Origin of the sequence: Paramesorhizobium salinisoli, from assembly GCF_003335045.1 — a bacterium.
Lineage (GTDB): Bacteria > Pseudomonadota > Alphaproteobacteria > Rhizobiales > Rhizobiaceae > Paramesorhizobium > Paramesorhizobium salinisoli.
This window is the reverse complement of the sequence record NZ_QOZG01000008.1, coordinates 1-21,231: the sequence shown is the minus strand read 5'-3', so window position 1 is coordinate 21,231 and position 21,231 is coordinate 1. Positions and strand designations below refer to the sequence as shown.

General features: G+C 61.0%; 22 protein-coding genes and 1 pseudogene. 10 read left to right on the top strand and 13 right to left on the bottom strand.

Annotated elements, in window-relative coordinates; genetic code table 11:
* Positions 1-6: 6 nt before the first annotated feature.
* The 6 genes from DUT91_RS18015 to DUT91_RS17990 form a co-directional block, all read right to left on the bottom strand.
* A complete protein-coding gene (locus DUT91_RS18015; protein WP_114441900.1) occupies positions 7-672 on the bottom strand; it encodes a phosphoribosylanthranilate isomerase in 666 nt (221 codons plus the stop codon).
* A gap of 54 nt (positions 673-726) precedes the next feature.
* Positions 727-1,359 (bottom strand): YdcF family protein, encoded by a 633-nt coding sequence (locus DUT91_RS18010; protein ID WP_114441899.1) that lies wholly within the window; start codon positions 1,357-1,359, stop codon positions 727-729.
* Positions 1,356-2,114, bottom strand: coding sequence for a M48 family metallopeptidase (locus DUT91_RS18005; protein ID WP_114441898.1), 759 nt, complete (start codon positions 2,112-2,114; stop codon positions 1,356-1,358). Before DUT91_RS18005 ends, DUT91_RS18010 begins: the two co-directional genes overlap by 4 nt.
* Positions 2,115-2,242: 128 nt before the next feature.
* Positions 2,243-2,701 carry a DUF2852 domain-containing protein gene (locus tag DUT91_RS18000; RefSeq protein WP_114441897.1) on the bottom strand — a complete coding sequence of 153 codons (459 nt, stop codon included), beginning with the start codon at positions 2,699-2,701 and terminating at the stop codon, positions 2,243-2,245.
* Between the two features lie 110 nt (positions 2,702-2,811).
* Positions 2,812-3,984: a benzoate/H(+) symporter BenE family transporter gene (locus DUT91_RS17995; RefSeq protein ID WP_114441896.1), complete on the bottom strand. Its 1,173-nt coding sequence runs from the start codon at positions 3,982-3,984 to the stop codon at positions 2,812-2,814.
* 4 nt (positions 3,985-3,988) lie between these two features.
* On the bottom strand, positions 3,989-4,777 hold the full coding sequence (locus DUT91_RS17990) for an alpha/beta hydrolase (RefSeq protein WP_114441895.1): 789 nt from the start codon (positions 4,775-4,777) through the stop codon (positions 3,989-3,991).
* A gap of 309 nt (positions 4,778-5,086) precedes the next feature.
* Between DUT91_RS17990 and infC the strand changes: the two genes are divergently transcribed.
* The 6 genes from infC (at position 5,087) to pheT (ending at position 10,905) form a co-directional block, all read left to right on the top strand.
* Complete coding sequence (gene infC / locus DUT91_RS17985) at positions 5,087-5,623, top strand: translation initiation factor IF-3 (protein ID WP_114441894.1); 537 nt, start codon at positions 5,087-5,089, stop codon at positions 5,621-5,623.
* Between the two features lie 145 nt (positions 5,624-5,768).
* Complete coding sequence (locus DUT91_RS17980; RefSeq protein WP_114441893.1) at positions 5,769-6,410, top strand: methyltransferase family protein; 642 nt, start codon at positions 5,769-5,771, stop codon at positions 6,408-6,410.
* A gap of 233 nt (positions 6,411-6,643) precedes the next feature.
* Positions 6,644-6,844, top strand: coding sequence for a 50S ribosomal protein L35 (gene rpmI / locus DUT91_RS17975; RefSeq protein WP_114441892.1), 201 nt, complete (start codon positions 6,644-6,646; stop codon positions 6,842-6,844).
* Positions 6,845-6,874: 30 nt separating this feature from the next.
* Positions 6,875-7,276, top strand: coding sequence for a 50S ribosomal protein L20 (rplT, locus tag DUT91_RS17970; RefSeq protein ID WP_114441891.1), 402 nt, complete (start codon positions 6,875-6,877; stop codon positions 7,274-7,276).
* 110 nt (positions 7,277-7,386) lie between these two features.
* A complete protein-coding gene (pheS, locus tag DUT91_RS17965; protein ID WP_114441890.1) occupies positions 7,387-8,469 on the top strand; it encodes a phenylalanine--tRNA ligase subunit alpha in 1,083 nt (360 codons plus the stop codon).
* 21 nt (positions 8,470-8,490) lie between these two features.
* A complete protein-coding gene (gene pheT / locus DUT91_RS17960; protein ID WP_114441889.1) occupies positions 8,491-10,905 on the top strand; it encodes a phenylalanine--tRNA ligase subunit beta in 2,415 nt (804 codons plus the stop codon).
* Between the two features lie 54 nt (positions 10,906-10,959).
* Here the strand turns inward: pheT and ada are convergent, their stop codons facing one another.
* The 6 genes from ada to DUT91_RS17930 all read right to left on the bottom strand — a co-directional run bounded on the left by ada (position 10,960) and on the right by DUT91_RS17930 (position 16,438).
* Positions 10,960-12,039: a bifunctional DNA-binding transcriptional regulator/O6-methylguanine-DNA methyltransferase Ada gene (gene ada, locus DUT91_RS17955; protein ID WP_200835012.1), complete on the bottom strand. Its 1,080-nt coding sequence runs from the start codon at positions 12,037-12,039 to the stop codon at positions 10,960-10,962.
* 134 nt (positions 12,040-12,173) lie between these two features.
* Positions 12,174-13,043: a metal ABC transporter permease gene (locus DUT91_RS17950; RefSeq protein WP_114441887.1), complete on the bottom strand. Its 870-nt coding sequence runs from the start codon at positions 13,041-13,043 to the stop codon at positions 12,174-12,176.
* Entirely contained in the window at positions 13,040-13,900 is an 861-nt protein-coding gene (locus tag DUT91_RS17945) for a metal ABC transporter permease (RefSeq protein WP_114441886.1), read from the bottom strand. The genes DUT91_RS17950 and DUT91_RS17945 overlap by 4 nt, the downstream gene beginning before the upstream one ends.
* Complete coding sequence (locus DUT91_RS17940; RefSeq protein ID WP_114441885.1) at positions 13,897-14,793, bottom strand: manganese/iron ABC transporter ATP-binding protein; 897 nt, start codon at positions 14,791-14,793, stop codon at positions 13,897-13,899. Before DUT91_RS17940 ends, DUT91_RS17945 begins: the two co-directional genes overlap by 4 nt.
* Positions 14,790-15,695: a metal ABC transporter substrate-binding protein gene (locus tag DUT91_RS17935; protein WP_114441884.1), complete on the bottom strand. Its 906-nt coding sequence runs from the start codon at positions 15,693-15,695 to the stop codon at positions 14,790-14,792. Before DUT91_RS17935 ends, DUT91_RS17940 begins: the two co-directional genes overlap by 4 nt.
* 326 nt (positions 15,696-16,021) lie before the next feature.
* Positions 16,022-16,438 (bottom strand): Lrp/AsnC family transcriptional regulator, encoded by a 417-nt coding sequence (locus DUT91_RS17930; RefSeq protein ID WP_114441883.1) that lies wholly within the window; start codon positions 16,436-16,438, stop codon positions 16,022-16,024.
* A gap of 144 nt (positions 16,439-16,582) precedes the next feature.
* Between DUT91_RS17930 and DUT91_RS17925 the strand changes: the two genes are divergently transcribed.
* The 4 genes from DUT91_RS17925 (at position 16,583) to DUT91_RS17910 (ending at position 21,100) form a co-directional block, all read left to right on the top strand.
* A complete protein-coding gene (locus tag DUT91_RS17925; protein ID WP_114441882.1) occupies positions 16,583-17,638 on the top strand; it encodes an ornithine cyclodeaminase in 1,056 nt (351 codons plus the stop codon).
* A 96-nt stretch (positions 17,639-17,734) separates the two neighbouring features.
* On the top strand, positions 17,735-18,655 hold the full coding sequence (rocF, locus tag DUT91_RS17920) for an arginase (RefSeq protein WP_114441881.1): 921 nt from the start codon (positions 17,735-17,737) through the stop codon (positions 18,653-18,655).
* Positions 18,656-18,803: 148 nt separating this feature from the next.
* Positions 18,804-19,964: a CaiB/BaiF CoA transferase family protein gene (locus DUT91_RS17915; protein ID WP_114441880.1), complete on the top strand. Its 1,161-nt coding sequence runs from the start codon at positions 18,804-18,806 to the stop codon at positions 19,962-19,964.
* Positions 19,961-21,100, top strand: a complete 1,140-nt coding sequence (locus DUT91_RS17910; protein ID WP_114441879.1) for an ABC transporter substrate-binding protein — start codon at positions 19,961-19,963, stop codon at positions 21,098-21,100. The genes DUT91_RS17915 and DUT91_RS17910 overlap by 4 nt, the downstream gene beginning before the upstream one ends.
* Before the next feature lie 2 nt (positions 21,101-21,102).
* On the opposite strand, the pseudogene DUT91_RS17905 reads toward DUT91_RS17910, so the two are convergent.
* Positions 21,103-21,231, bottom strand: a pseudogene (locus DUT91_RS17905) (polysaccharide export protein); the annotation flags it as partial.

Sequence of the window (21,231 nt, the reverse complement as noted above, 5' to 3'; positions counted from 1 at the left end):
CCCGTTTCAGGCCGCGCCCGACATCGTGTTCGTTGCCGCGCGCACCGCCTGGAAGAATTCCGCTATCAGGCGCACATCTTTCTCGCCCGGCGCGACTTCTACGCCCGACGAGATATCGATCCCGGGCGCGTTGGTTGCCTTGAGCGCTTCGGCGATATTGCCCGCATTCAGCCCACCCGAAAGCATGTAATCGACATCGCCGTCAAGCGCCGCTAGCGCACGCCAATCAAACGAAACGCCATTGCCGCCGGGCAGATCCGAGCCCTTGGGCGGCTTGGCGTCGAAGAGTAGCCGGTCGGCAACGCCCCGATAAGGCATGATCGCGGCAAGATCCGTCGCATCGTGAACGGAAAAAGCCTTGATGACGGGGAGGCCATAGCGCGCCTTGAGTTCGGCCGTGCGCTCCGGCGTCTCGCGCCCATGCAGTTGCAGCATGTCAGGGCGCATGGCAGCGATAATCCTGTCGAGCGCCGCATCATCGGCATCGACGGTAACGGCCACCGCCTTTGCCCGGCCCTGCGCTGCAGTGCGCAGCCGGCCTGCGGTCTCCGGATCGACATTGCGTGGGCTCTTGCCGAAGAAAATAAAGCCGACATGCGACGCGCCGCCTGTCAGCGCGGCAGCGATTGCATCGGGCGTTTTCAAGCCGCAGATTTTGATATCGAGAGCCATGGCCTGCCACGTCGCATAATTTGCCCGAGGAGTCGAGCTTTTCGCGGGCAAAACCTAGCGCAGATGTTCGTCAAAACCATGTTCGACGAGAAAATCATAGGCCGCGACGACCTCTGGGGGCACGGCCTGCGGAATCTGGAAGCCCTTCGCGGGATAGTCGAGAATGCGTTTCAGGTCGCCGACCATTTCGTGGATCAGTTTTTCCAGCGGATAGGTGGCGGTCGGCTGCTGCTCGAAGCTGGTCAACGATGCGGTGATCAGCGCCTCGACCTCGGGCCATTGCTTGGCGACAGTGGCGAGCGCCCGGCGCTGCGTCTGCGGTTTGGTGACGATGATGACGCTTTTGGCGCTGTCCCCCAGGAGATCACGCGTGAAACGGATATTCTCGCCGATATTGGTCGCTTCCGGTTCTATCCTGATCGCCGCGCGCGGCACGCCTTGCGACATCGCCACATCGGCGAAGGCTTCCGCCTCGCTTTTTTCATAGAGCCCTTCGGTCCAGTTGCCGGATTTGCCGGTAAAGACCAGAAGCGGCGCAAGGCTGGCCTGAAACAGCGCCGCGGCGCGCTTCGCCACGCGCAGATCATAGCTGCCGAGGCCGATGATCGCGTCAACGGCGCGCAATTCGTCATGGACCAGATGGTAGTTCCACAGCGTATGAGCTGCATCGCGAATGCTGTCGTTCATGAGAAATCGATGGCCTGCAGGGCGCTGCCATTGCGCTTCAGCCAGGCCTTGCACCGGTCCGTGTCGGGGCAGAGTTCCCGGCACAGCTTCCAGAATTTCGGGCCATGGTTCATCTCGATGAGATGCGCCACCTCATGTGCGACGAGATAATTGATGACGGGGCCAGGGGCCATGGCGATGCGCCAGGAGAAGGAGAGCACGCCGTCGGAGGTGCAGGATCCCCAGCGGCTTTTCGTATCCTTGTAGCGGATCGTCTTGGCCCGCCTGCCCACCGTCGCCGTGTGGCGGGCGACGAGCGCTTCCATTTCGGTCCTGGCCTCGCGTTTGAGAAAATCGGCGATGCGGCGCGACAGATGCAGCCTGTCGCCATAGATGACCAGGGCGGGAGCGCCATCGTCGCCCGTTATCATCTGCGCCGTGCCGCGTCCCGGTGCGTGCACGACCAGATGCGGCACGCCGCGTATCGGGATCTTGATGCCGGGACGCACGGCTGGACGGTCCGGCAGCTTGGCAATGCGGGCCTCGATCCAGCCTTCGTGGCGGGAGAGAAAGCGGTCGACTTCACGCGCGGGCAAGCCCGGCGGGATGGTGACGCGCAGCCCCTTGCCGCCGGCTTCGATGCGCAGCGTCAGGCGCGTCGCGCGGGGATTTTCCACGACCCGCAGGGGCAGAGTGCGCCCGGCGACCTCATAGGCGCGGTCGCTCGTGGCCTGAGGGGCCTTTTTCGGCGCGGCACGGAACAGGGACAGGACCATGGAAAGGGACAATAAATGATTCGCGTGAAATTGTAGTCGGAGGAGCATGATAAGATCATGCGGTGAAAACAGAGACGGCGCGGATTATTCCGCGCCGTCTCCCGAATTTAAGTCAAATGAAGCGTCTCTTATTCGACATCGGTGACGTCGGAGTCGGACCTGCGGGCAGGAGTCTTCTTGCCGGAGGCACGACGTTCGGCCATGAAGCGGTCGAACTCCTCCTTGTCCTTGGCGCGGCGCAGTTCGTTCGCATAGGACTCGAATTCGGCACGCGCCTCGTCGAGCTTGCGGCGCTCTTCAGCGAGCCGGTCGAGTTCCTTGCCGCGCCATTCGTCGAAGGCGGCATTGCCCGTCGAGGAGGATGCGCCTGAAAAGGCTGTGCCGGCATGGCCGCAACTGCGGCGGAAGCCTTTGAATAGGCCATCGGTTGCGTCATTCACGTCGCGTTTGAAGCCTTCGAGGCGGTCGCCCCAGATGATGTAGGCAAGCATGGCGAGCCCCAGTGGCCAGTAGACGGCGAAGCCGAGGATCATCAATGCGATAGTAGCCGGCGTCCAGGCCGGGCGGATCAATGCGGAAGTGTTCATATCAACCCCGTTTGCAATCGAGAGCCGGCCCCTATTGGCCGCTTGAATATCGAATTGGTGAATGAATTATGGCTTTTCAAGGAGGAATTATACGATTTCAGGCTGCAATATCAGGTGGATTGCTTCTGCTTTGAAGTTCCTGCGGTTTTTTTGCCATGTTCGAGCGCCGCGACGGCGAGGCCGGCGACCAGCGCCCAAAAGGCGGAGCCGATGCCGCCGATCGTGATGCCGGAGGCGGTGACGGCGAAGGTGACGATCGCCGCAAGCCGCTCGTCCTCGACTTTCAGCGCCAGCACCATGGCATTGATAAAAGGCGCGATGAGAGCCAATCCGGCGATGAGCACGATCAGCACGACGGGTAGCACGGCGAACAACGCAACGAGCGATGCGCCGAAAATGGCGAAGACCAGATAGCACAGTCCGTAGGCGGGACCCGTCATCCAGCGCCGCGCCGCATCGGGATGTGCGTCAGGACCGGCGCAGAGCGCTGCCGATATCGCCGCCATATTCGTTGTATGTGCGCCGAAGGGCGCGATCAGAAGCGACAGTAGACCCGTCACCTGCAGGCAGGCGCCTGTCGGCGGCTCGTAGCCCGACGCACGCAGCACGGCAAAACCCGGCAGGTTCTGCGACGCCATCGTCACGAGATAGAGCGGCAATGCCAGGCCGATCATCGCGCTTGCGTGGAATACGGGACTGATCCAGGTGAGCGTCGAGAGTTCCGGGGCAGGAAGTTCCGTCACCCGGTTCATGGCGAGCGCAAAGACGATCCCGGCGAAGAGCACGGTCAGCACGGCCATCGCCGGATTGAACAGCCGGATGATGAAGAACAGTGCCACCAGCGGCAGGACCAGCACCGGATCGACAGGCAGCGTCTTCGCCGCGCCGATGACGAAGCTCATGAGGATGCCGGCCAGCATGCCCGACGCGACGGAAGCCGGAATGCGCGAGACCAGCGCCGAGATCGGCTTGATGAGGCCGGTCAGGATGATGGCAACCGCGGTGACGATGAAGGCCCCGACGGCCTCCGGCATGGTGAACCCGGCGCTCGCGCCGATCAGCGCCAGTCCCGGCGTCGACCAGGCGGTGATGACAGGCATCCGGTAGCGCCAGCTGAGGAAGGCCGAGGACACCGCGAGCGCCAGGCAGAGCGCCGTGACCCAGCTGGCGGTCTCGGCCTGCGTCGCCCCCAGCGCCTGTGCGGCCGCGATAATGAGCGCCAATGTGCCGCCGAAGCCGACGAAGGCGGCGACGCTGGCTGAGGCGAAGACCGAAAGGCGCATGATGTCAGTTTCCGAAGTGTGATGCGGCGATGCGCTCGGCGAGCGCCGAAACGGTAAGGGTGAGAAGTTCGAGATCCTGCGGCCGCGACAGGCGATGGTCGCCGTCGCGCACCAGCGTCAGCGTCACATCGTCCATCGGCAGGTGCTCGACGAGCGCCAGCGCATGACGGTAGGGCACATCGGCATCTTCCATGCCCTGCAAAATATGCACGGGGCAGCCGGTCTCGATAATGCCCTTCAGCACCAGATTTGCGCGGCCGTCCTCGATCAGCCCGCGCGTATAGATGTATGGGTTGGGCGAATAATCGGACGGCTTCTCGAAATAGCCCTTATCGACGAGGTCGCGCCGTTGTTCATCGGTCATGTGCGGCTCGACCAGCGCGGCGGTGAAATCCGGCGCCGGCGCGATCAGGACGATGCCGGCGGGCGAATCGCCGGAACGGCCAAGTTCCTGCGCCATGCGCAGCGCGATCCATGCGCCCATGGATGAGCCGACCAGGATCTGCGGACCCGAGGCAAAATGGCGATAGACGGCGAGGCTTTGCTCAAGCCAGCGCGAGATGGTGCCATCGTTGAAATCGCCGCCGGATTGGCCATGACCGGAATAATCATGCCGGAGGCAGGCATGGCCAGTCTCTGCCGCCCATTGGTCAAGATGCACGGCTTTGCTGCCCATCATGTCGGACCGGTAGCCGCCGAGCCAGACGATGCCGGGCGGCTTCGTGCCCGGACGATGCTGCACGGCAATCCCAACCCCGTCCACATCGAAAAAATCTGGTGCATCAGCGTTCATTCGCCATCTCCACATGCATTATCCGCCCATCGGCCAAGCTTGTGCCACGCAATCGGTCGACTTGAAAACCCTCACGAGGCATGGCCGCGTGGAATGGGCGTGCAATGGGCTTGAAATAGCCGCTGATATGGCCAATATTCCGGCTTCTGGCGGGCAAATGACAGGTTTTGCCCGTAGGGGTGATTTCTCGCCTGAAAGATGCTATTGACATCCGCGCCCGCTTGGCGACATTGCCGGCGAGAGCCCATTTTGTCAGGCATGACCTGTGGGAATTGAATACCAAGTGAAACAATTCAGGAGATAACGACCATTCGCCGACCCTTCAGAGCGGCGCCGGTTCAGAAAGACGGACCGCGCTCCAACCGAGATATCCGGGTTCCCCGGGTTCAGCTTATCGACGCCGAAGGTCAGAACCACGGCAACGTGTCCATACAGGAAGCGATAGCGCTTGCCGAGGAGGCGGGGCTTGATCTCGTCGAGATCGTGCCGAACGCCGAGCCTCCGGTGTGCAAGATCGTCGATCTCGGCAAGCTGAAATACCAGAACCAGAAAAAAGCTGCCGAAGCGCGCAAGAAGCAGAAGACGGTCGAGATCAAGGAAATCAAGATGCGGCCGAATATCGACACCCATGATTATGAGGTGAAGATGAAGGCGGTCGGCCGTTTCTTCGAGGAAGGCGACAAGGTCAAGATCACGCTGCGTTTCCGTGGCCGCGAAATGGCCCACCAGGAACTCGGCATGAAGCTCCTGGAGCGTGTCAAGGAAGACACTGCCGAAATCGCCAAGGTCGAGGCTGAGCCGCGCCTCGAGGGCCGTCAGATGATGATGGTGCTCGCTCCGCGATAGGGCTTCTGGCAAGGATGAAAGAAAGCCGCCTCCTGGCGGCTTTTTTGCGGCCCGCGCGGGATTTGCCGGTTTTCGCCACAAATTGCCCATGAAGTGCGCCAAGGGAGGCGGCCACAATCAATTTTCTCGGCGGGGATTTCGAGCAATGCAGACGTTGAGCGACATGGGTCGTTTCCAGAAGCGCCGACGCATCGTCGTCGCGCTGATTATCCTGTTGCTGCTGCTGGCACTGTTGTTCGTCGGCTCCGCCTGGGGCGACAACGACATTATGGATATCCCTGAATATGATATCCATGAATATATCGAGGCGGTGGGATTGAGCTTCATCGTCCTCGCCATCGTCGGACGCATGTGGTGCACGCTCTATATCGGCGGGCGCAAGAGCGCGGAAATCGTCCGGGACGGTCCTTATTCGGTCAGCCGTAACCCGCTTTATGTCTTCAGCACCCTGGGCGCGGCGGGCATAGGGGCGCTGACAGGCAGTCTCGTCATTGCGCTTGGCTTCGCCGTTCTTTGCTATCTCGCGTTCCATGTCGTCATCATTGCCGAGGAAAACTACCTGAAGAAGGCGTTCGGCGAGCCCTATCGCGCCTATCTGGCTGAAGTGCCGCGGTTCTTCCCGCGTTTTTCGCTCTTCCGCGACAGCGCAGAGCTTACGGTCCGGCCGGAAAGGGTTTATCGCACCCTGACCGATGGCCTTGTTTTCTTCGTCGCTTATCCCTTCTTCGAATTCGTCGAATATCTGCAAGGGGCCCATGTGCTGCCAGTGCTGTTCAGATTGTACTGACCGCAGGCTAAAGATAACGATTCCTCGCTTGCGTTTTTCGGCATTCATGCCTATAAGGCCGCGTTCGAACCGCCCGGCAGGGCATGCCGTGGCGGTTTTTAATGCTTTTCGGGCTTTGGTCGGCCTGAAAGTAAAATTTGATCCTTCTCTGCGGTAAGCCGCTGGAAAACGCCATAACAAGAGGCGTCGAGTGCCGAAGGCACGAGGGGGGTCGTAAAATAAGGAGTAGCAAAATGCCCAAGATGAAGACCAAGTCCGCTGCCAAGAAGCGGTTCAAGATCACCGCCACCGGCAAAATCAAGGCTGCTGCCGCTGGCAAACGCCATGGCATGATCAAGCGCTCGAACAAGTTCATTCGCGACGCACGCGGCACGATGGTTCTCGCAGAACCCGATGCCAAGATCGTGAAGAAGTTCCTGCCAAACGGCCTTTGAGCCGAACCTAGATTCTAAGGAGATCATATCATGGCACGCGTAAAACGGGGCGTAACGTCCCATGCCAAGCACAAGAAGGTTCTCAAGCAGGCCGAGGGTTTCCGTGGCCGCCGCAAGAATACCATCCGCGCCGCAAAGGCTGCTGTCGATCGTTCGAAGCAATATGCCTATCGCGACCGCAAGAATCGCAAGCGCTCCTTCCGCGCCCTGTGGATCCAGCGCATCAACGCTGCTGTTCGTGAGCATGGCCTGACCTATGGCCGTTTCATCGATGGTCTTTCCAAGACCGGCATCGAGGTCGACCGCAAGGTTCTGTCGGACCTGGCGATCCACGAGCCGGAAGCATTCGGCGCGCTGGTCGTTTCGGCCAAGAAGGCGCTCGAATATCTGAAAGACACCACGCCGAACGCTTTTGAAGGCGCTGTTCACTAAGCCAGCCGCCTCTCCCAAAGCTTGAATTATACTGTTTGGGAAACCCGCGCTGGCTTCGGCCTGCGCGGGTTTTTCGCGTTCTTACCTGCTAAACTCACGGAACTTTGCCCATGTCCGACATCGCTGAACTGGAACAGTCCCTGCTGGCCGAGATTGCCGCCGCCTCCGATGAGCAGGCCATCGAGGCCGTCCGGATCGCGGCGCTTGGTAAGAAGGGCTCGATTTCGGAGAAACTTAAATCGCTCGGCAGCATGTCGCCGGAAGAACGCCAGACGCACGGCCCGGCCATCAACGGGCTGAAAACCAGAGTCACCGAGGCGCTGGCGAGCCGCAAGGCGCAACTGCGCGACGCCGCGATCACCGCGCGCCTCGAAACGGAAAAACTCGACGTCACGCTACCGGTGCGCGCCTCGCCGGCGGAGCGCGGCCGCATCCATCCGATCAGCCAGGTCATCGATGAGATCACGGCGATCTTCGCCGATATGGGCTTCGCCATCGCCGAAGGCCCGGATATCGAGACGGACTATTATAATTTCACCGCGCTTAACTTCCCCGAAGGCCATCCCGCGCGCGAAATGCACGACACCTTCTTCTTCAATCCGGACGAGAAGGGCGAGCGCAAGCTGCTGCGCACCCATACCTCGCCGGTGCAGATCCATACGATGGAGGCGCAGAAGCCGCCGATCCGCATCGTTATCCCCGGCAAGACCTATCGCATGGATTCCGACGCCACCCATTCGCCGATGTTCCATCAGGTCGAGGGACTGGTGATCGATAAGGCGGCCAATGTGGCCAACATGAAATGGGTGCTGGAGGAGTTCTGCAAGGCCTTCTTCGAAGTGCCTTCGCTGAAGATGCGCTTCCGCCCGTCCTTCTTCCCCTTCACCGAACCGTCGATGGAGGTCGATATCCAGTGTGACCGCTCGGGAACCGAGGTCAGGTTCGGCGAGGGCGACGACTGGATGGAGATCCTCGGCTGCGGCATGGTGCATCCCAATGTGCTGCGCTTTTGCGGCCTCGATCCCGACGAGTATCAGGGCTTCGCCTGGGGCATGGGCATCGACCGCATCGCCATGCTGAAATACGGCATGCCGGACCTGCGCGCCTTCTTCGACGCCGATGTCCGCTGGCTTCAGCATTACGGTTTCCGCCCACTCGACATGCCGACGCTGTTCGGCGGTTTGAGTGCATAAGCGCGCAAGGAGATAAGGCACATGAAATTCACACTCTCCTGGCTCAAGGATCATCTCGATACCGACGCTCCGCTCGACAAGATCGTCGAGACGCTGACCGCAATCGGCCTGGAAGTCGAATCCATCGATGACAAAGCGGCGCTCAAGCCGTTCAAGATCGCTCGCGTCTTGACGGCCGAAAGGCATCCCGATGCCGACAAGTTGCAGGTGCTTTCCGTGGATACCGGCGACGGCAAGCCCGTTCAGGTGGTCTGTGGTGCACCCAATGCCCGCGCGGGCCTGATCGGCGCTTTCGCGGCGCCCGGAACCTATGTGCCGGGCCTCCATGTGACGCTTGGCGTGGGCAAGATCCGGGGCGTCGAGAGCCACGGCATGATGTGCTCCGAGCGTGAGCTTGAGATGTCGGACGAGCACAATGGCATCATTGACCTGCCGGCTGACGCGCCGGTGGGAACAAGCTTTGCCGCCTATGCCGGGCTCGACGATCCGGTGATCGAGATCAATCTGACGCCTAACCGCCCGGACTGCACAAGCGTCTACGGCATCGCCCGCGATCTCGCGGCGGCGGGTCTGGGCAAGCTGAAGGATGGCGCGGTTGCCGCCGTCAAGGGATCGGGGCAAGCGCCGGTCAAGCTGACGATCGACGCACCGGATCTCTGCCTGGGCTTCGGCTTGCGTCTCGTCCGGGGCGTGAAGAACGGTCCGAGCCCGAAATGGCTGCAGCAGCGGTTGACGGCCATTGGCCTCCGCCCGATCAACGCGCTGGTGGACATCACCAATTACATCACCTTCGACCGGGGCCGTCCGCTGCACGTCTTCGACGCGGCGAAGGTCAAGGGCAATCTTGTGGTACGCCGGGCGCGCGATGGCGAGACGGTGCTGGCGCTCGATGGGCGCGAATACAAGCTCAACGATCAGGTCTGCGTCATCGCGGATGATAACGGGGTCGAATCGATTGCCGGTATCATGGGGGGGGAGCACTCCGGCTGCGATGAAAACACCACCGATGTGCTGATCGAATCCGCGCTCTGGAACCCGCGCAATATCGCCCGGACCGGCCGTGAACTCGGCATCATCACCGATGCGCGCTATCGCTTCGAGCGCGGCGTCGATCCGGAATTCATGGTTCCGGGGCTGGAACTGGCGACGCAGATGGTGCTCGATCTCTGCGGCGGCACGCCGACTGAGACCGAGGTGGTCGGCTATGCCGGTCACGAACCCAAGCTGGTCACCTTCCCGACTTCCGAAGTGAAGCGCCTGACCGGCACCGACGTGGCGAAAGCCGAAAGTCTGGATATCCTGAAGCGCCTCGGCTTCGCTCCGCAAGGCGATGGCGATACCGTGGACTTCGCCGTGCCGTCCTGGCGGCCCGATGTCGACGGCAAGGCCGATCTGGTCGAAGAGGTGATGCGCATCCACGGCGTCGATAATATTACGCCGCAGCCTTTGTTGGGCCATGTGGCGGTCAACGGCAAGATCCTGACGACGCTGCAAATCCGCAGCCGCGCCGCCCGGCGCGCGCTGGCCGCGCGGGGCATGATGGAGGCCGTCACATATTCGTTCATCCCCGCCGCCCATGCGGAAGCCTTCGGCAGTGGCCATAATCATGGGGCCGCGCTCAAGCTTGCCAACCCCATCGCCGCTGACATGTCCGACATGCGGCCCTCGCTTCTGCCCGGCCTGCTGGCGGCGGGGCAGAGGAATGCCGATCGTGGTGTGCAGGATCTGGCGCTGTTTGAAGTCTCCGGCACCTATGAGGGCGACACGCCGGAGAAACAGCGCCGCGTCGCGGGCGGCGTGCGCCGTGGCACCGCGAAGCTCGATGGCGCGGGCCGCCATTGGGCCGGCAATGCGGGAGTCGTGGGCGTGTTCGATGCCAAGGCCGATGCGCTCGCGGTACTTGAGGCCTGTGGCGCGCCGATTGACCGGGTGCAGATCGAGGCAGGCGCGCCATCCTGGTATCATCCGGGCCGCTCCGGCACGATCAAGCTCGGCCCGAAGGTAGTTCTCGGCCATTTTGGCGAGTTCCATCCCAAGACGCTGGAAACGCTCGATGTGGGCGGTGCGCTCTGCGGTTTCGAGATATTCGTCGATGCGATCCCCGAACCCAAGCAGAAGGCGACGCGAACCAAGCCGCCGCTCAGCCTCTCCGCCTTCCAGACGGTGCGGCGCGATTTCGCGTTCGTGGTGGAGAAGTCGGTCGAGGCGGCAACGGTGATCCGCGCTGCGGGGACTGCCGACAAAAAGCTGATATCGGCTGTGCAGGTCTTCGATATCTTCGAGAGTCCGGCGCTGGGCGAGGGTAAGAAGTCCATCGCCATCGAGGTGGCGATCCAGCCGCAGGAGCGCACGCTGACCGACGAGGATCTCGACGGACTTGCAAAGCGCATCGTTGAAAATGTCGGCAAGCAGACCGGCGGCGTCCTGCGCGGCTGATAAAGGCTGCTTGAAACAATCCGCTCCCGCCACGACGGCGGGAGTGTGCCTACCTTATGACCGGCTTTCCTTCAGAAGCAGCGCCCGCTTGCGCTCCACCCCCCAGCGATAGCCGGAAAGGCCGCCATCATTCCGCACCACGCGGTGGCAGGGGATCGCTACGGCGAGTGCATTGGCGGCGCAGGCCTGGGCCACGGCCCTGACTGCCCGGGGTGCGCCGATGCGCTCAGCGATCTGCGAATAGCTCACCGTCTCGCCGGCCGGGATATCGCGCAATGCTTGCCAGACGCGCTCCTGGAACGCAGTGCCACGCAGGTCGAGCGGCAGGTCGAGACCTATGCCAGGCGCTTCGACGAAGCCGACCACCTTCGACACCAGTGCCTCGAACTCGGCATCGCCACCGATCAGATCGGCTTTTGGAAACCGATCCTGCAGGTCGCGCACCAACGCATCCGGATCGTCGCCCAGAAAGATGGCGCAGACGCCCTTGCCGCTTGTCGCCACCAATATCGCACCGAGCGAACATTCGCCGACTGCGAATTTGATTTGGGCCTCCACGCCGCCCGCCCGAAACGCGCTTGGCGTCATGCCGAGAACCTTGTTTGACGTCTCGTAGAAACGGCTGCTCGAACCGAAGCCGGCATCGTAGATGGCTTCGGTGACGCTTCCCTTGCCGTCCGAGAGATGGTCGCGGACGCGGCGGGAGCGATGCGCGGCGCCATAGGCCTTGGGCGTAAGTCCGGTGATCGATTTGAACAGACGGTGGAAATGATAGGGGCTGACGCCCGCCGCCCTTGCAAGCGTATCCAGCGCCGGCACCTCTTCCGAAGCTTCGATCCGGCGGCATGCATCGGCGATAACAGCGGCATGGCGCTCGGCAAGCGAAGCTTCATTGGGGCGGCAGCGCAGGCACGGGCGGAAGCCCGCTCTTTCGGCCTCCGCGCAATCGGCGTGGAACGCGATATTCTCCGGCTTGGCCAGGCGCGATGGACATGCCGGCCGGCAATAGACGCCGGTGGTCTTCACGGAATAGACGAATTTCCCGTCAAAGGCCGGATCGCGGGTGACCAGCGCCGCCCAGCGAGGGTCGCGCTCGGCGGACGTGACAGGTGCAAGATTGGCGACAAGGTTCATTGCTTTCATCCTTCAATTGCTCTTGGTCCACCTTTCTATTGCTACCGGCGATTCCAAACACTCCGACGCTTGCTTTCAAATTTCCAACCCCGCTCCGGCACCAATATAGTCACTATTGGCCCGATCCGCACGGCTCAGCTGATAGAAGAGCTTTCTTCCTCTCGCATCTGCCGCATTTGTTGCCGCGCGGCTTTTCTGGTCGAAAAGAAGAACGCTCCGATGAAGGCGATGGTCATCAGGAGAACGATGGTCGGCGCAGGCGCGCTGTCGATGAAGAAGCTAAGATAGACGCCGAGGAAGGATGCAAGCACGGCGATGACCACCGAAAGCAGGAGCATCGGGCCGAACGCACGCGTCAGCAGGAAGGCGATGGCGCCGGGCGCGATCAGCATGGCGATGGCGAGGATGATGCCGACTGCCTTCAACGCGCCGACGATGGTCAGCGAGATGATCGCCAGCAGCCCATAATGCAGGAGCCCAACTGGCAGGCCGACGACCTTTGCCTGCACCGGATCGAAGGCGTGCAGCAGCAGATCGCGCCATTTGACCGCGATGATGCCGGATGTGATTGCGGCAATGATGCCGGTCTCGAGAATGTCCCGCGGACCGACGCCGAGCATGTCGCCGAACAATATATGGTCGAGATGCACGTCCGACTGGATCTTGGTATAGAGCACGATGCCGAGGCCGAACATGCCGGAAAACACCACGCCCATCACAGTATCCTGCTTGATGCGGCTGTTTTCCTTCAGGAAACCGGTGGCAAGCGCGCAGATCATGCCCGCCACGAACGCGCCGATAGCATAGGGTATTCCGGCGATGTAGGAAATCACCACGCCGGGAAAGACGGCATGCGAAATGGCGTCTCCCATCAGCGACCAGCCCTTGAGCACGAGAAACCCGGACAGGAGCGCCGTCGGAATGGCGACCAGCACGGAAATCACCAGCGCATAGCGCATGAACTCGAACTGGAACGGCTGGAGCAGCATATCGAAAAGGCTCATCGGACGTCCTCCAGCGCACTCGCCACGCGGCGACGGGCGGCGAGCATCCCGTGTTTGGGCGCGAGGAAGAAGGCGATGAGAAAGATCAGTGTCTGCAATACGACAATGATGCCGCCGGTCGCCCCGTCGAGGAAATAGCTGAAATAGGCCCCGGAAAAGCTTGTGATGGCGCCGATTGCGACGCTGATGACCAGAAGCCTGGGGAAGCGGTCGGTCAGGAGATAGGCGGTTGCACCAGGCGTTACCACCATGGCGATGACCAGGAAAGCGCCGACCGTCTGCATGGCCGCAACCGTGCAGGCGGAAAGCAGCGTAAAGAAGACGATTTTCAGAAGCGTCGGGTTGAGGCCGATGGAACGCGCATGGTTTTCATCGAAGAACGTCACCATTAGATCCTTCCATTTGAATAGGAGCACGGCGAGCGAGACGAAGCCGATGATGGCGAGTTGCAGCGTATCCTCGGGCGTTATGGAAAGGATATTGCCGAGAATGATGGTCTGGATGTTCACCGAGGCCGGCGAAAGCGACATCATGAACAGCCCAAGCCCGAAGAAGGAGGTGAAAATGAGCCCGATGATCGCATCTTCCTTCAGCCGCGTGCGCTGGTTCAAAAACAGCATGGCGCCGGCGGCGAGCGCGCCGGAGAAGAATGCGCCGATGGAAAAGGGCAGGCCGAGCATATAGGCCCCGGCAACGCCGGGCACGATGGAATGCGAAAGCGCATCGCCGATCAGCGACCAGCCCTTGAGCATCAGATAGGCGGAGAGAAAGGCACAGACGCCACCGACAAGCGCGCTGACCCACATGGCATTGACCATATACTCGTAAGTAAAGGGTTCGAGCAGAAGGGCTGTCATTTCCGCTCTTTCCCGCGGCCGAGCGACCCGCGCGCCGCGAGCTTGGCGTCATAGAGCACCAGCGGCCGCTCATCGTCGGTGATCACATTGAACCCTTGCGGCTCGCCTGCTTCCTGGTGGCCGAGGACGAAGTGCCGGAGCACGCCACCGAACGTCTTTTCCAGATTTTCCTGCGTGAATATCTCTGCTGTCGGACCAAACGCCAGAACAGTCCGATTGATGAGGATCGTCCGGTCGCAGAATTCCGGCACGCTGCCGAGATTATGCGTTGAGACCAGCATGACCCGGCCCTCGTCGCGCAGCGACCGCAGCAACTGGATAATCGCGTCTTCCGTCTTGACGTCGACGCCGGTGAAAGGCTCGTCGAGCAGGATGACACGGCTGTCCTGCGCCAGCGCGCGTGCGAGGAAGACGCGCTTTTTCTGGCCGCCCGACAGTTCGCCGATCTGCCGCGTGCGAAAATCGGTCATGCCGACCCGCTCCAGCGCCGCTGCTACCGCTTCATGATCGCGTGCTTTCGCCATGCGCATCATGTTCATATGGCCGTAGCGGCCCATCATCACGACATCCTCGACCAGAACCGGAAAGTTCCAGTCGACATCCTCATTCTGCGGCACATAGGCCACCACATTCTTTTTCAGCGCCTGTCCCGCCGGCTGGCCCAGAATGGAGATCGCCCCCTTCGACGGACGGACAAAGCCCATGATCGCCTTGAACAGCGTCGACTTTCCGCTGCCATTGACGCCGACCAGCGCGCTGATCGTTCCCGCCGGAATCTCGAAACTGGCGTCATGGAGCGCGGTATGACCATTGCGATAGGTGACCGTTACATCCCTGACGGACAGGCCCGGCTCAGGATGCAGGGAGGCGAAGGGCTTTACCTCGTCGCTCATCCGGCAAGACCCTTGGCAATTGTGTCGGAGGTTACGCGCAGCAGGTCGATATAAGTCGGTACCGGACCATCGGGCTCGCTAAGCGAATCCACATAGAGTTCACCGCCATATCTGGCGCCCGTCTCGCGCGCCACCTGCTGGGCGGGCTTCGGCGATACGGTGCTTTCGCTGAAGACGACGGAAATTCCGTTGGCTCTCACGGCGTCGATCACCCTTCGTACCTGTTGCGGCGTCCCCTGCTGGTCGGCATTGATCGGCCAGAGATAGAGTTCCTTCAGGCCGAAATCACGGGCGAGATAGCTGAATGCACCCTCGCTCGTCACCAGCCAGCGCTTGTCCTGCGGAATGGCGTCGAGCTTCGCCTGGATAGGCCCGATCGCATCCATGATCTTCTTCTTGTAGGCCGTGGCGTTCGCCTCATAGGTCGCGGCGTTGGCAGGGTCGTATTTGGCGAAAGCGTCGCGGATATTATCGACATAGATCAGCGCATTTTTTGGCGACATCCATGCATGGGGATTGGGTTTTCCGGCATAGGGGCCTTCGGCGATGCCCATCGGTTCAATGCCTTTTGTGACCACGACGCCCGGAACCCCCTTGAGGTTATGGAAGAACCGCTCGAACCAGCGTTCCAGGTTGAGCCCGTTCCATAGGATAAGCTGGGCGTCCTGCGCCTTGAGGATGTCGCGCGGCGTTGGCTGGTAGTTGTGGATTTCCGCGCCGGGCTTGGTGATCGATTCAACGATGGCCGCATCGCCCGCGACATTCCTCGCCATGTCGGCGATGACGGTGAAGGTGGTGATCACCTTGAATTTCGGTTCTGCCTGCGAAACGCCGGGCAGGAGGCCCAGGGCCAGTGCTCCTACGATGCCTGCGAGTATGTGGTGTCTGATGCGGTAGAACATATCCAGGTTTTCCCAACTATGCATTGCCCCCCTCAATGGCGAGGCAGGTTCAATTTTTGCAATTGCATTTCATTCCCAATTGTAAAGTTATACATTTTCGAAAAACTTGCAACTGCGAATGATTTGCAAAAATGAACAAGCTGTACGATTGAGAAGGGCAATTGCATATGGCGTCGTCCCCCTCACCGACCGCTTCGCGGCCAACACTCTCCGAGGGGGAGAGGAGACGGGACGGCATCGTCTGGGCCCTCTACTCCCCCTTTGGGAAGAAGGTGCCTGAGCGAAGCGAAGGCGGATAAGGGGGCCTCGCATGGCTGTCTGAAGCTTCAGGCTGGAGCCAGCAGGAGGCTTGTCTCCGATCGGGCGATGCCGTCGATAAGCCGCACCGAATTGAGCACACGGTCGAAATCGATGAGGCTGGTCACCTCGATTTTTGCGACGAGATCCCAGGCGCCATTGGTCGTATGAAGGGAGAGGATTTCAGGAATCTTCCTGAGGCTCTGAACGGCTTGACGCGTGTTGCGGCCAACGACTTCAATCATCATGATCGCCCTGATGCGCTCGCTGGCGGCATTGTCCTTGACGCGCACGGTAAAACCGAGGATGACGCCGTTGGCGACAAGCCGGTCAAGCCTGTTCTGCACGGTGCCGCGCGAGACGGATAGAATATCGGCAAGCTTCGAAAGCGGTGCCCGCCCGTCATGCCTGAGCGCTGCTATGAGTTGGCTATCGAGATCGTCCATCGTCAACTCTTCTGTAAATATGCGCAGTATCGATACCAAAGATTACCAGAAAACTGCCCGAACTTAGAAGCTTTTGAGATTTTTTTTAAAACCCGCGATCCCTATCCTTCGACTGGAGTTACGAACCAAGAGGGACAGGGCGTTATGGTTCAGTTTGTCGGGACACAGCATGTGATCGATCTCATAGGGTCGATCGGCCTGGATGACCTCTTTCGCCGACTGGTCGCCTATATCGAGCAGGACTTTGCCCGCTGGAACGAATTCGACAAGACGCCACGCATCGCCTCGCATTCCGATAGTGGCGTTATCGAGCTGATGCCGACCGCCGACCACGATCTCTACGGCTTCAAATACGTCAACGGCCATCCGCAAAATCCCATCCATGGATTGCAGACCGTGACGGCCTTTGGCGTGCTGGCCGATATTGCGACCGGCTATCCTGAATTCATCTCCGAAATGACCATCGCCACGGCGCTGCGCACGGCGGCGACTTCCGCGATGGCGGCTAAATATCTCGCCCGCACGGATGCGAAGACGATGGCGCTGATCGGCCTCGGCGCGCAGGCCGAGTTTCAGGGGCTGGCCTTCAAGGCCATCCTGGATATAAGCGAGCTTCGCGTCTTCGATGTCGATGTGAAAGCCTATCCGAAATTCCTGCGCAACATGGCGCAATCGGGCGTTCGCATTACGCAGGCCGAGAGCGCCGAAGAAGCGGTGGTCGGCGCTGATATCATCACCACTGTCACCGCCGACAAGAGGCGCGCAACCATCCTTTCCGACAACATGATCGGCGCCGGCGTCCATATCAACGCGGTCGGTGGCGATTGCCCTGGCAAGACGGAATTGCATCGCGACATTCTGCTGAGGTCGGATATCTTTGTCGAGTTTCCGGACCAGACCCGGATAGAAGGCGAAATCCAGCAACTCGATGCTGACCATCCCGTGACGGAGTTGTGGGAGGTGATCGCGGGCGAGAAGCCGGGCCGCGTCTCTCCAAGGCAGATCACGCTCTTCGATTCGGTCGGCTTCGCGGTTGAGGATTTCTCCGCCCTCCGCTTCGTCCGCGATATGGTGCAGGGCACGCCCTTCTACAGGGATATCGACCTGATCGCCAATCCGGCCGACCCGCGCGATCTTTTCGGACTCCTCGCGAAAACCAGCTCTGCGGCGGTGTGCCCGGCTCCGGCGTTGACCCCTTAAAGTCGTCCGCTCAACACGAATTTTCAATTGGAAGATGACCCCGCTTCTGCGATGAACGCTCGCAGAAATGCAGGTGCAACGCGCAACGGAATAGCCATGATCAGCCAGATCGACCGTAAGAACATCGTTCTCCTGGGCGCACCTGTCGAGGAAGGCGCTGGAAGGCTTGGCTGCGCCATGGGACCAGCGGCGCTGCGCCTTGCCGGCATAGGGCCAGCACTGGAAAAGCTCGGCCACACGGTGGAGGACCGGGGAAATCTCGCACCCGAAAATCTCTCCGGATTCACCTTGCCGGGATTGGCCAGGAATGCCGCCCTGATCGGCGGTTGGACCCGAACGCTCGATTGCGCCGCTTACGAGACCCTGAAGAACGGCAAGATGCCGATCTTCCTCGGCGGTGATCACAGCCTTTCCATGGGAACAGTCGCCGGTGCGGTGCGCCATGCCGAGGAGCAGGGCCGCAAGCTCTTCGTCCTCTGGATGGACGCGCACGCGGATTTCAACACGCCCGCCACCTCGCCCTCCGGCAATATGCATGGCATGTCGGTGGCCTTCTTCTGCGGCGTCGATGGCTTCTCAGGCATATTGCCGGACGATCGGCCTGCCGTTGCGCCCGAAAACGTCTTCATGTGCGGCTTAAGGTCGATCGATCCCGACGAACGTGCCGAGCTGACCAGGGCGGGCGTCAATGTCTTCGACATGCGCTTCATCGACGAGAACGGCATCGTTGCCGCGATGAAGCGCGTCATCGAGACGGTCAGGCAGGCCGACGGATTGCTGCATCTGAGCTTCGACACGGATTTTCTCGATCCCGAGATTGCACCGGGTACCGGAACCACCGTCCGCGGCGGCGGCACCTATCGCGAGGCGCATGTCGTGATGGAAATGCTTTACGATAGCGGCCTCGTCACCTCGCTCGATATCGTCGAGCTCAATCCGTTCCTGGACGATCGCGGCAAGAGCGCCTATCTGCTCGTCGAACTGATGAGCAGCCTCTTCGGTCAGAAAATTTTCTAGCTCTCTCCGGTACCATCACGCGTTGCCGCGCAGCCTGCGGTGGACGCCGCAGGTTTCCGTTCGCCTGCCTTCCCAAGGGCTTGCCAATGCAACCCATATGTGAAAACATTATTCACAAAAGAAGATTGGGCTGGAGAAGACCACACAAATGACCAGAGATACCGACCTGCCGCTGACGGGGCTCCTCGTTGTCGACATGAGCCAGTTCCTTTCGGGCCCTTATTGCTCGCTGCGGCTGATGGACCTGGGCGCGCGCGTCATCAAGATCGAGCGGCCGGACGGCGGCGATCTCTCGCGCCGGCTCTATTTGAGCGACACCGAGATCGGTGACGATTCCACCATTTTCCACGCCATCAACCGGGCCAAGGAAAGCCTGTCGATCGATCTGAAGAACGCTGATGATCTGGCGGCGCTGCGCAAGCTCCTGGAAAGCGCCGATGTTCTCATCCAGAATTTCCGGCCGGGCGTCATCGAGCGCCTCGGCCTTGACTATGAAACGGTCAGGAACATCAATCCGCGCCTCGTCTATGCATCGATCAGCGGTTATGGCGAGGAGGGGCCGTGGGTGAAGCGTCCGGGACAGGACCTGCTGGCGCAGTCCCGCTCCGGCGTGATGTGGCTCAATGGCGACGAGGACCAGGGCCCGGTGCCGTTCGGCCTCGCCATCGGCGACATGCTGGCTGGTGCGGCGGCGGCGCAGGGCATTCTCGCCGCGCTCGTCCGCCGCGGCATTACCGGAAAGGGCGGCCATGTCGAGACGAGCTTGCTGGAAGCGCTGATCGATCTGCAGTTCGAGGTGCTGACCACCCATCTCAACGATGGCAGGCGATTGCCGAAACGTGCAGGCTTCCGGAGCGCCCATGCCTATCTTTCGGCGCCTTATGGCGTCTATCCAGCGGCCGATGGCTATCTGGCCATTGCCATGACGCCGATTCCCAGGCTTGCCGATCTGCTGGAGATGGATGAGCTCGCGCCCTATCGCGACGATCCTTCGAGTTGGTTCACGGCGCGCGACGATATAAAGGCGAAGATAGCAGCGCGCATCGCCACGAAGACGATTGAGGAATGGCTGGCCATTCTTGAGCCGGCGGATATCTGGTGTGCCAAGGTGCTCGACTGGAACGAATTGCTCGAGAGCGAAGGTTTTGGGGTCCTCGATATGCTGCAAACGGTAAAACGTGATGACGATGTCACGATCCACACCACGCGCTCGCCCCTCCGGATCGACGGCGTGCGGCCGAGCTTTACCCGCGCCGCGCCTAAAATCGGCGAGCAGAACATAGCGATCCGCAAGGAATTCGGCCTATGAATCCCGTCACTCTGAAAGGAATGACCTGGAGCCATCCGCGCGGCTATGATCCGATGGTCGCCTGTTCCGGCCTGTGGCAGCAAAAGACCGGCATCGCGATCGAATGGGACAAGCGTTCGCTGCAGGATTTTGAAAGCTTTCCCGTGGAGGAATTGGCAAAAGCTTACGACCTGATCGTCATCGATCATCCGCATGTCGGCCAGATCACCGGGGAAGGGTGCCTGGCGCCGCTCGACATCGCCGGCCGGGAAAGTGACTTCGCTGCGCTTGCGCTGGCAAGCGTCGGAAAATCTTTTCCAAGCTATCATTGGCAGGGTCGCCAATGGGCGTTTCCCATCGATGCGGCGACACAAGTCCAGGCCTGGCGTCCGGACCGCTTGCCGCAAGCGCCTGTGCGGTGGGAGGAGATGTTGGAACTGGCGCGGCAGGGCCGCGTGCTCTTGCCTCTCCGCCCACCCCATTCGCTGATGAGCTTCTTCACCCTGAGCGGCAATCTCGGCCACCCCTGCGCCAGCGACGGTCCGGCTGATCTGATCGGACTTGAAGCGGGATGCGCCGTGTTCGAAATGCTTCGCGAGATTGCAGCGCTTGTCGATCCCGACTGCTTCGAGATGGATCCTATCGCTACCCTCGAAAGAATGGCGCAGGCCGATTCGCCTTATCTCTGCTCGCCCTTGATCTATGGCTACGTGAATTACGCCATCACAGGGTTTCGACCCGCTACGATCCGCTTCGCCGATATTCCGATGGCCGGCGATGCAGGGCCGATCGGCTCCGCCCTGGGCGGCACCGGCATCGCCGTTTCAGCTTTCTCGAAGATGCAGGACGAGGCGATCGATTTTGCCTACTGGGTAGCCAGCGGGGATGTGCAGCGAGGCCTCTATGCCGCCTCTGGCGGTCAGCCGGGGCATGCTGCCGCTTGGCAGGACGGAACGGTGAACCAGGCGACCAGCGATTTCTACGCCGCCACGCGCCAGACGCTGGAAGGCGCTTGGTTGCGCCCGCGCCACGATGGCTACATGGCTTTCCAACAGGCCGGCTCCGACCGCCTCAACGGGGGTCTTCTGCGTGGAGATAGCGCGCGCGTCGTCATCGCCGATCTGAATAGGCTCTTTGTCGAAAGCTTCAGGAGATAGCGCTAGAACAGGCGTTCGCGGACATAGATTGTATCGCCCGGCAGGAGGGGATCGGTGATGAGGACGCGGCCTGTGATGATCTTGCCGTTGAATTGCCTGGTGATGTCGACATCGCCCTGGTTGGCGCGCGG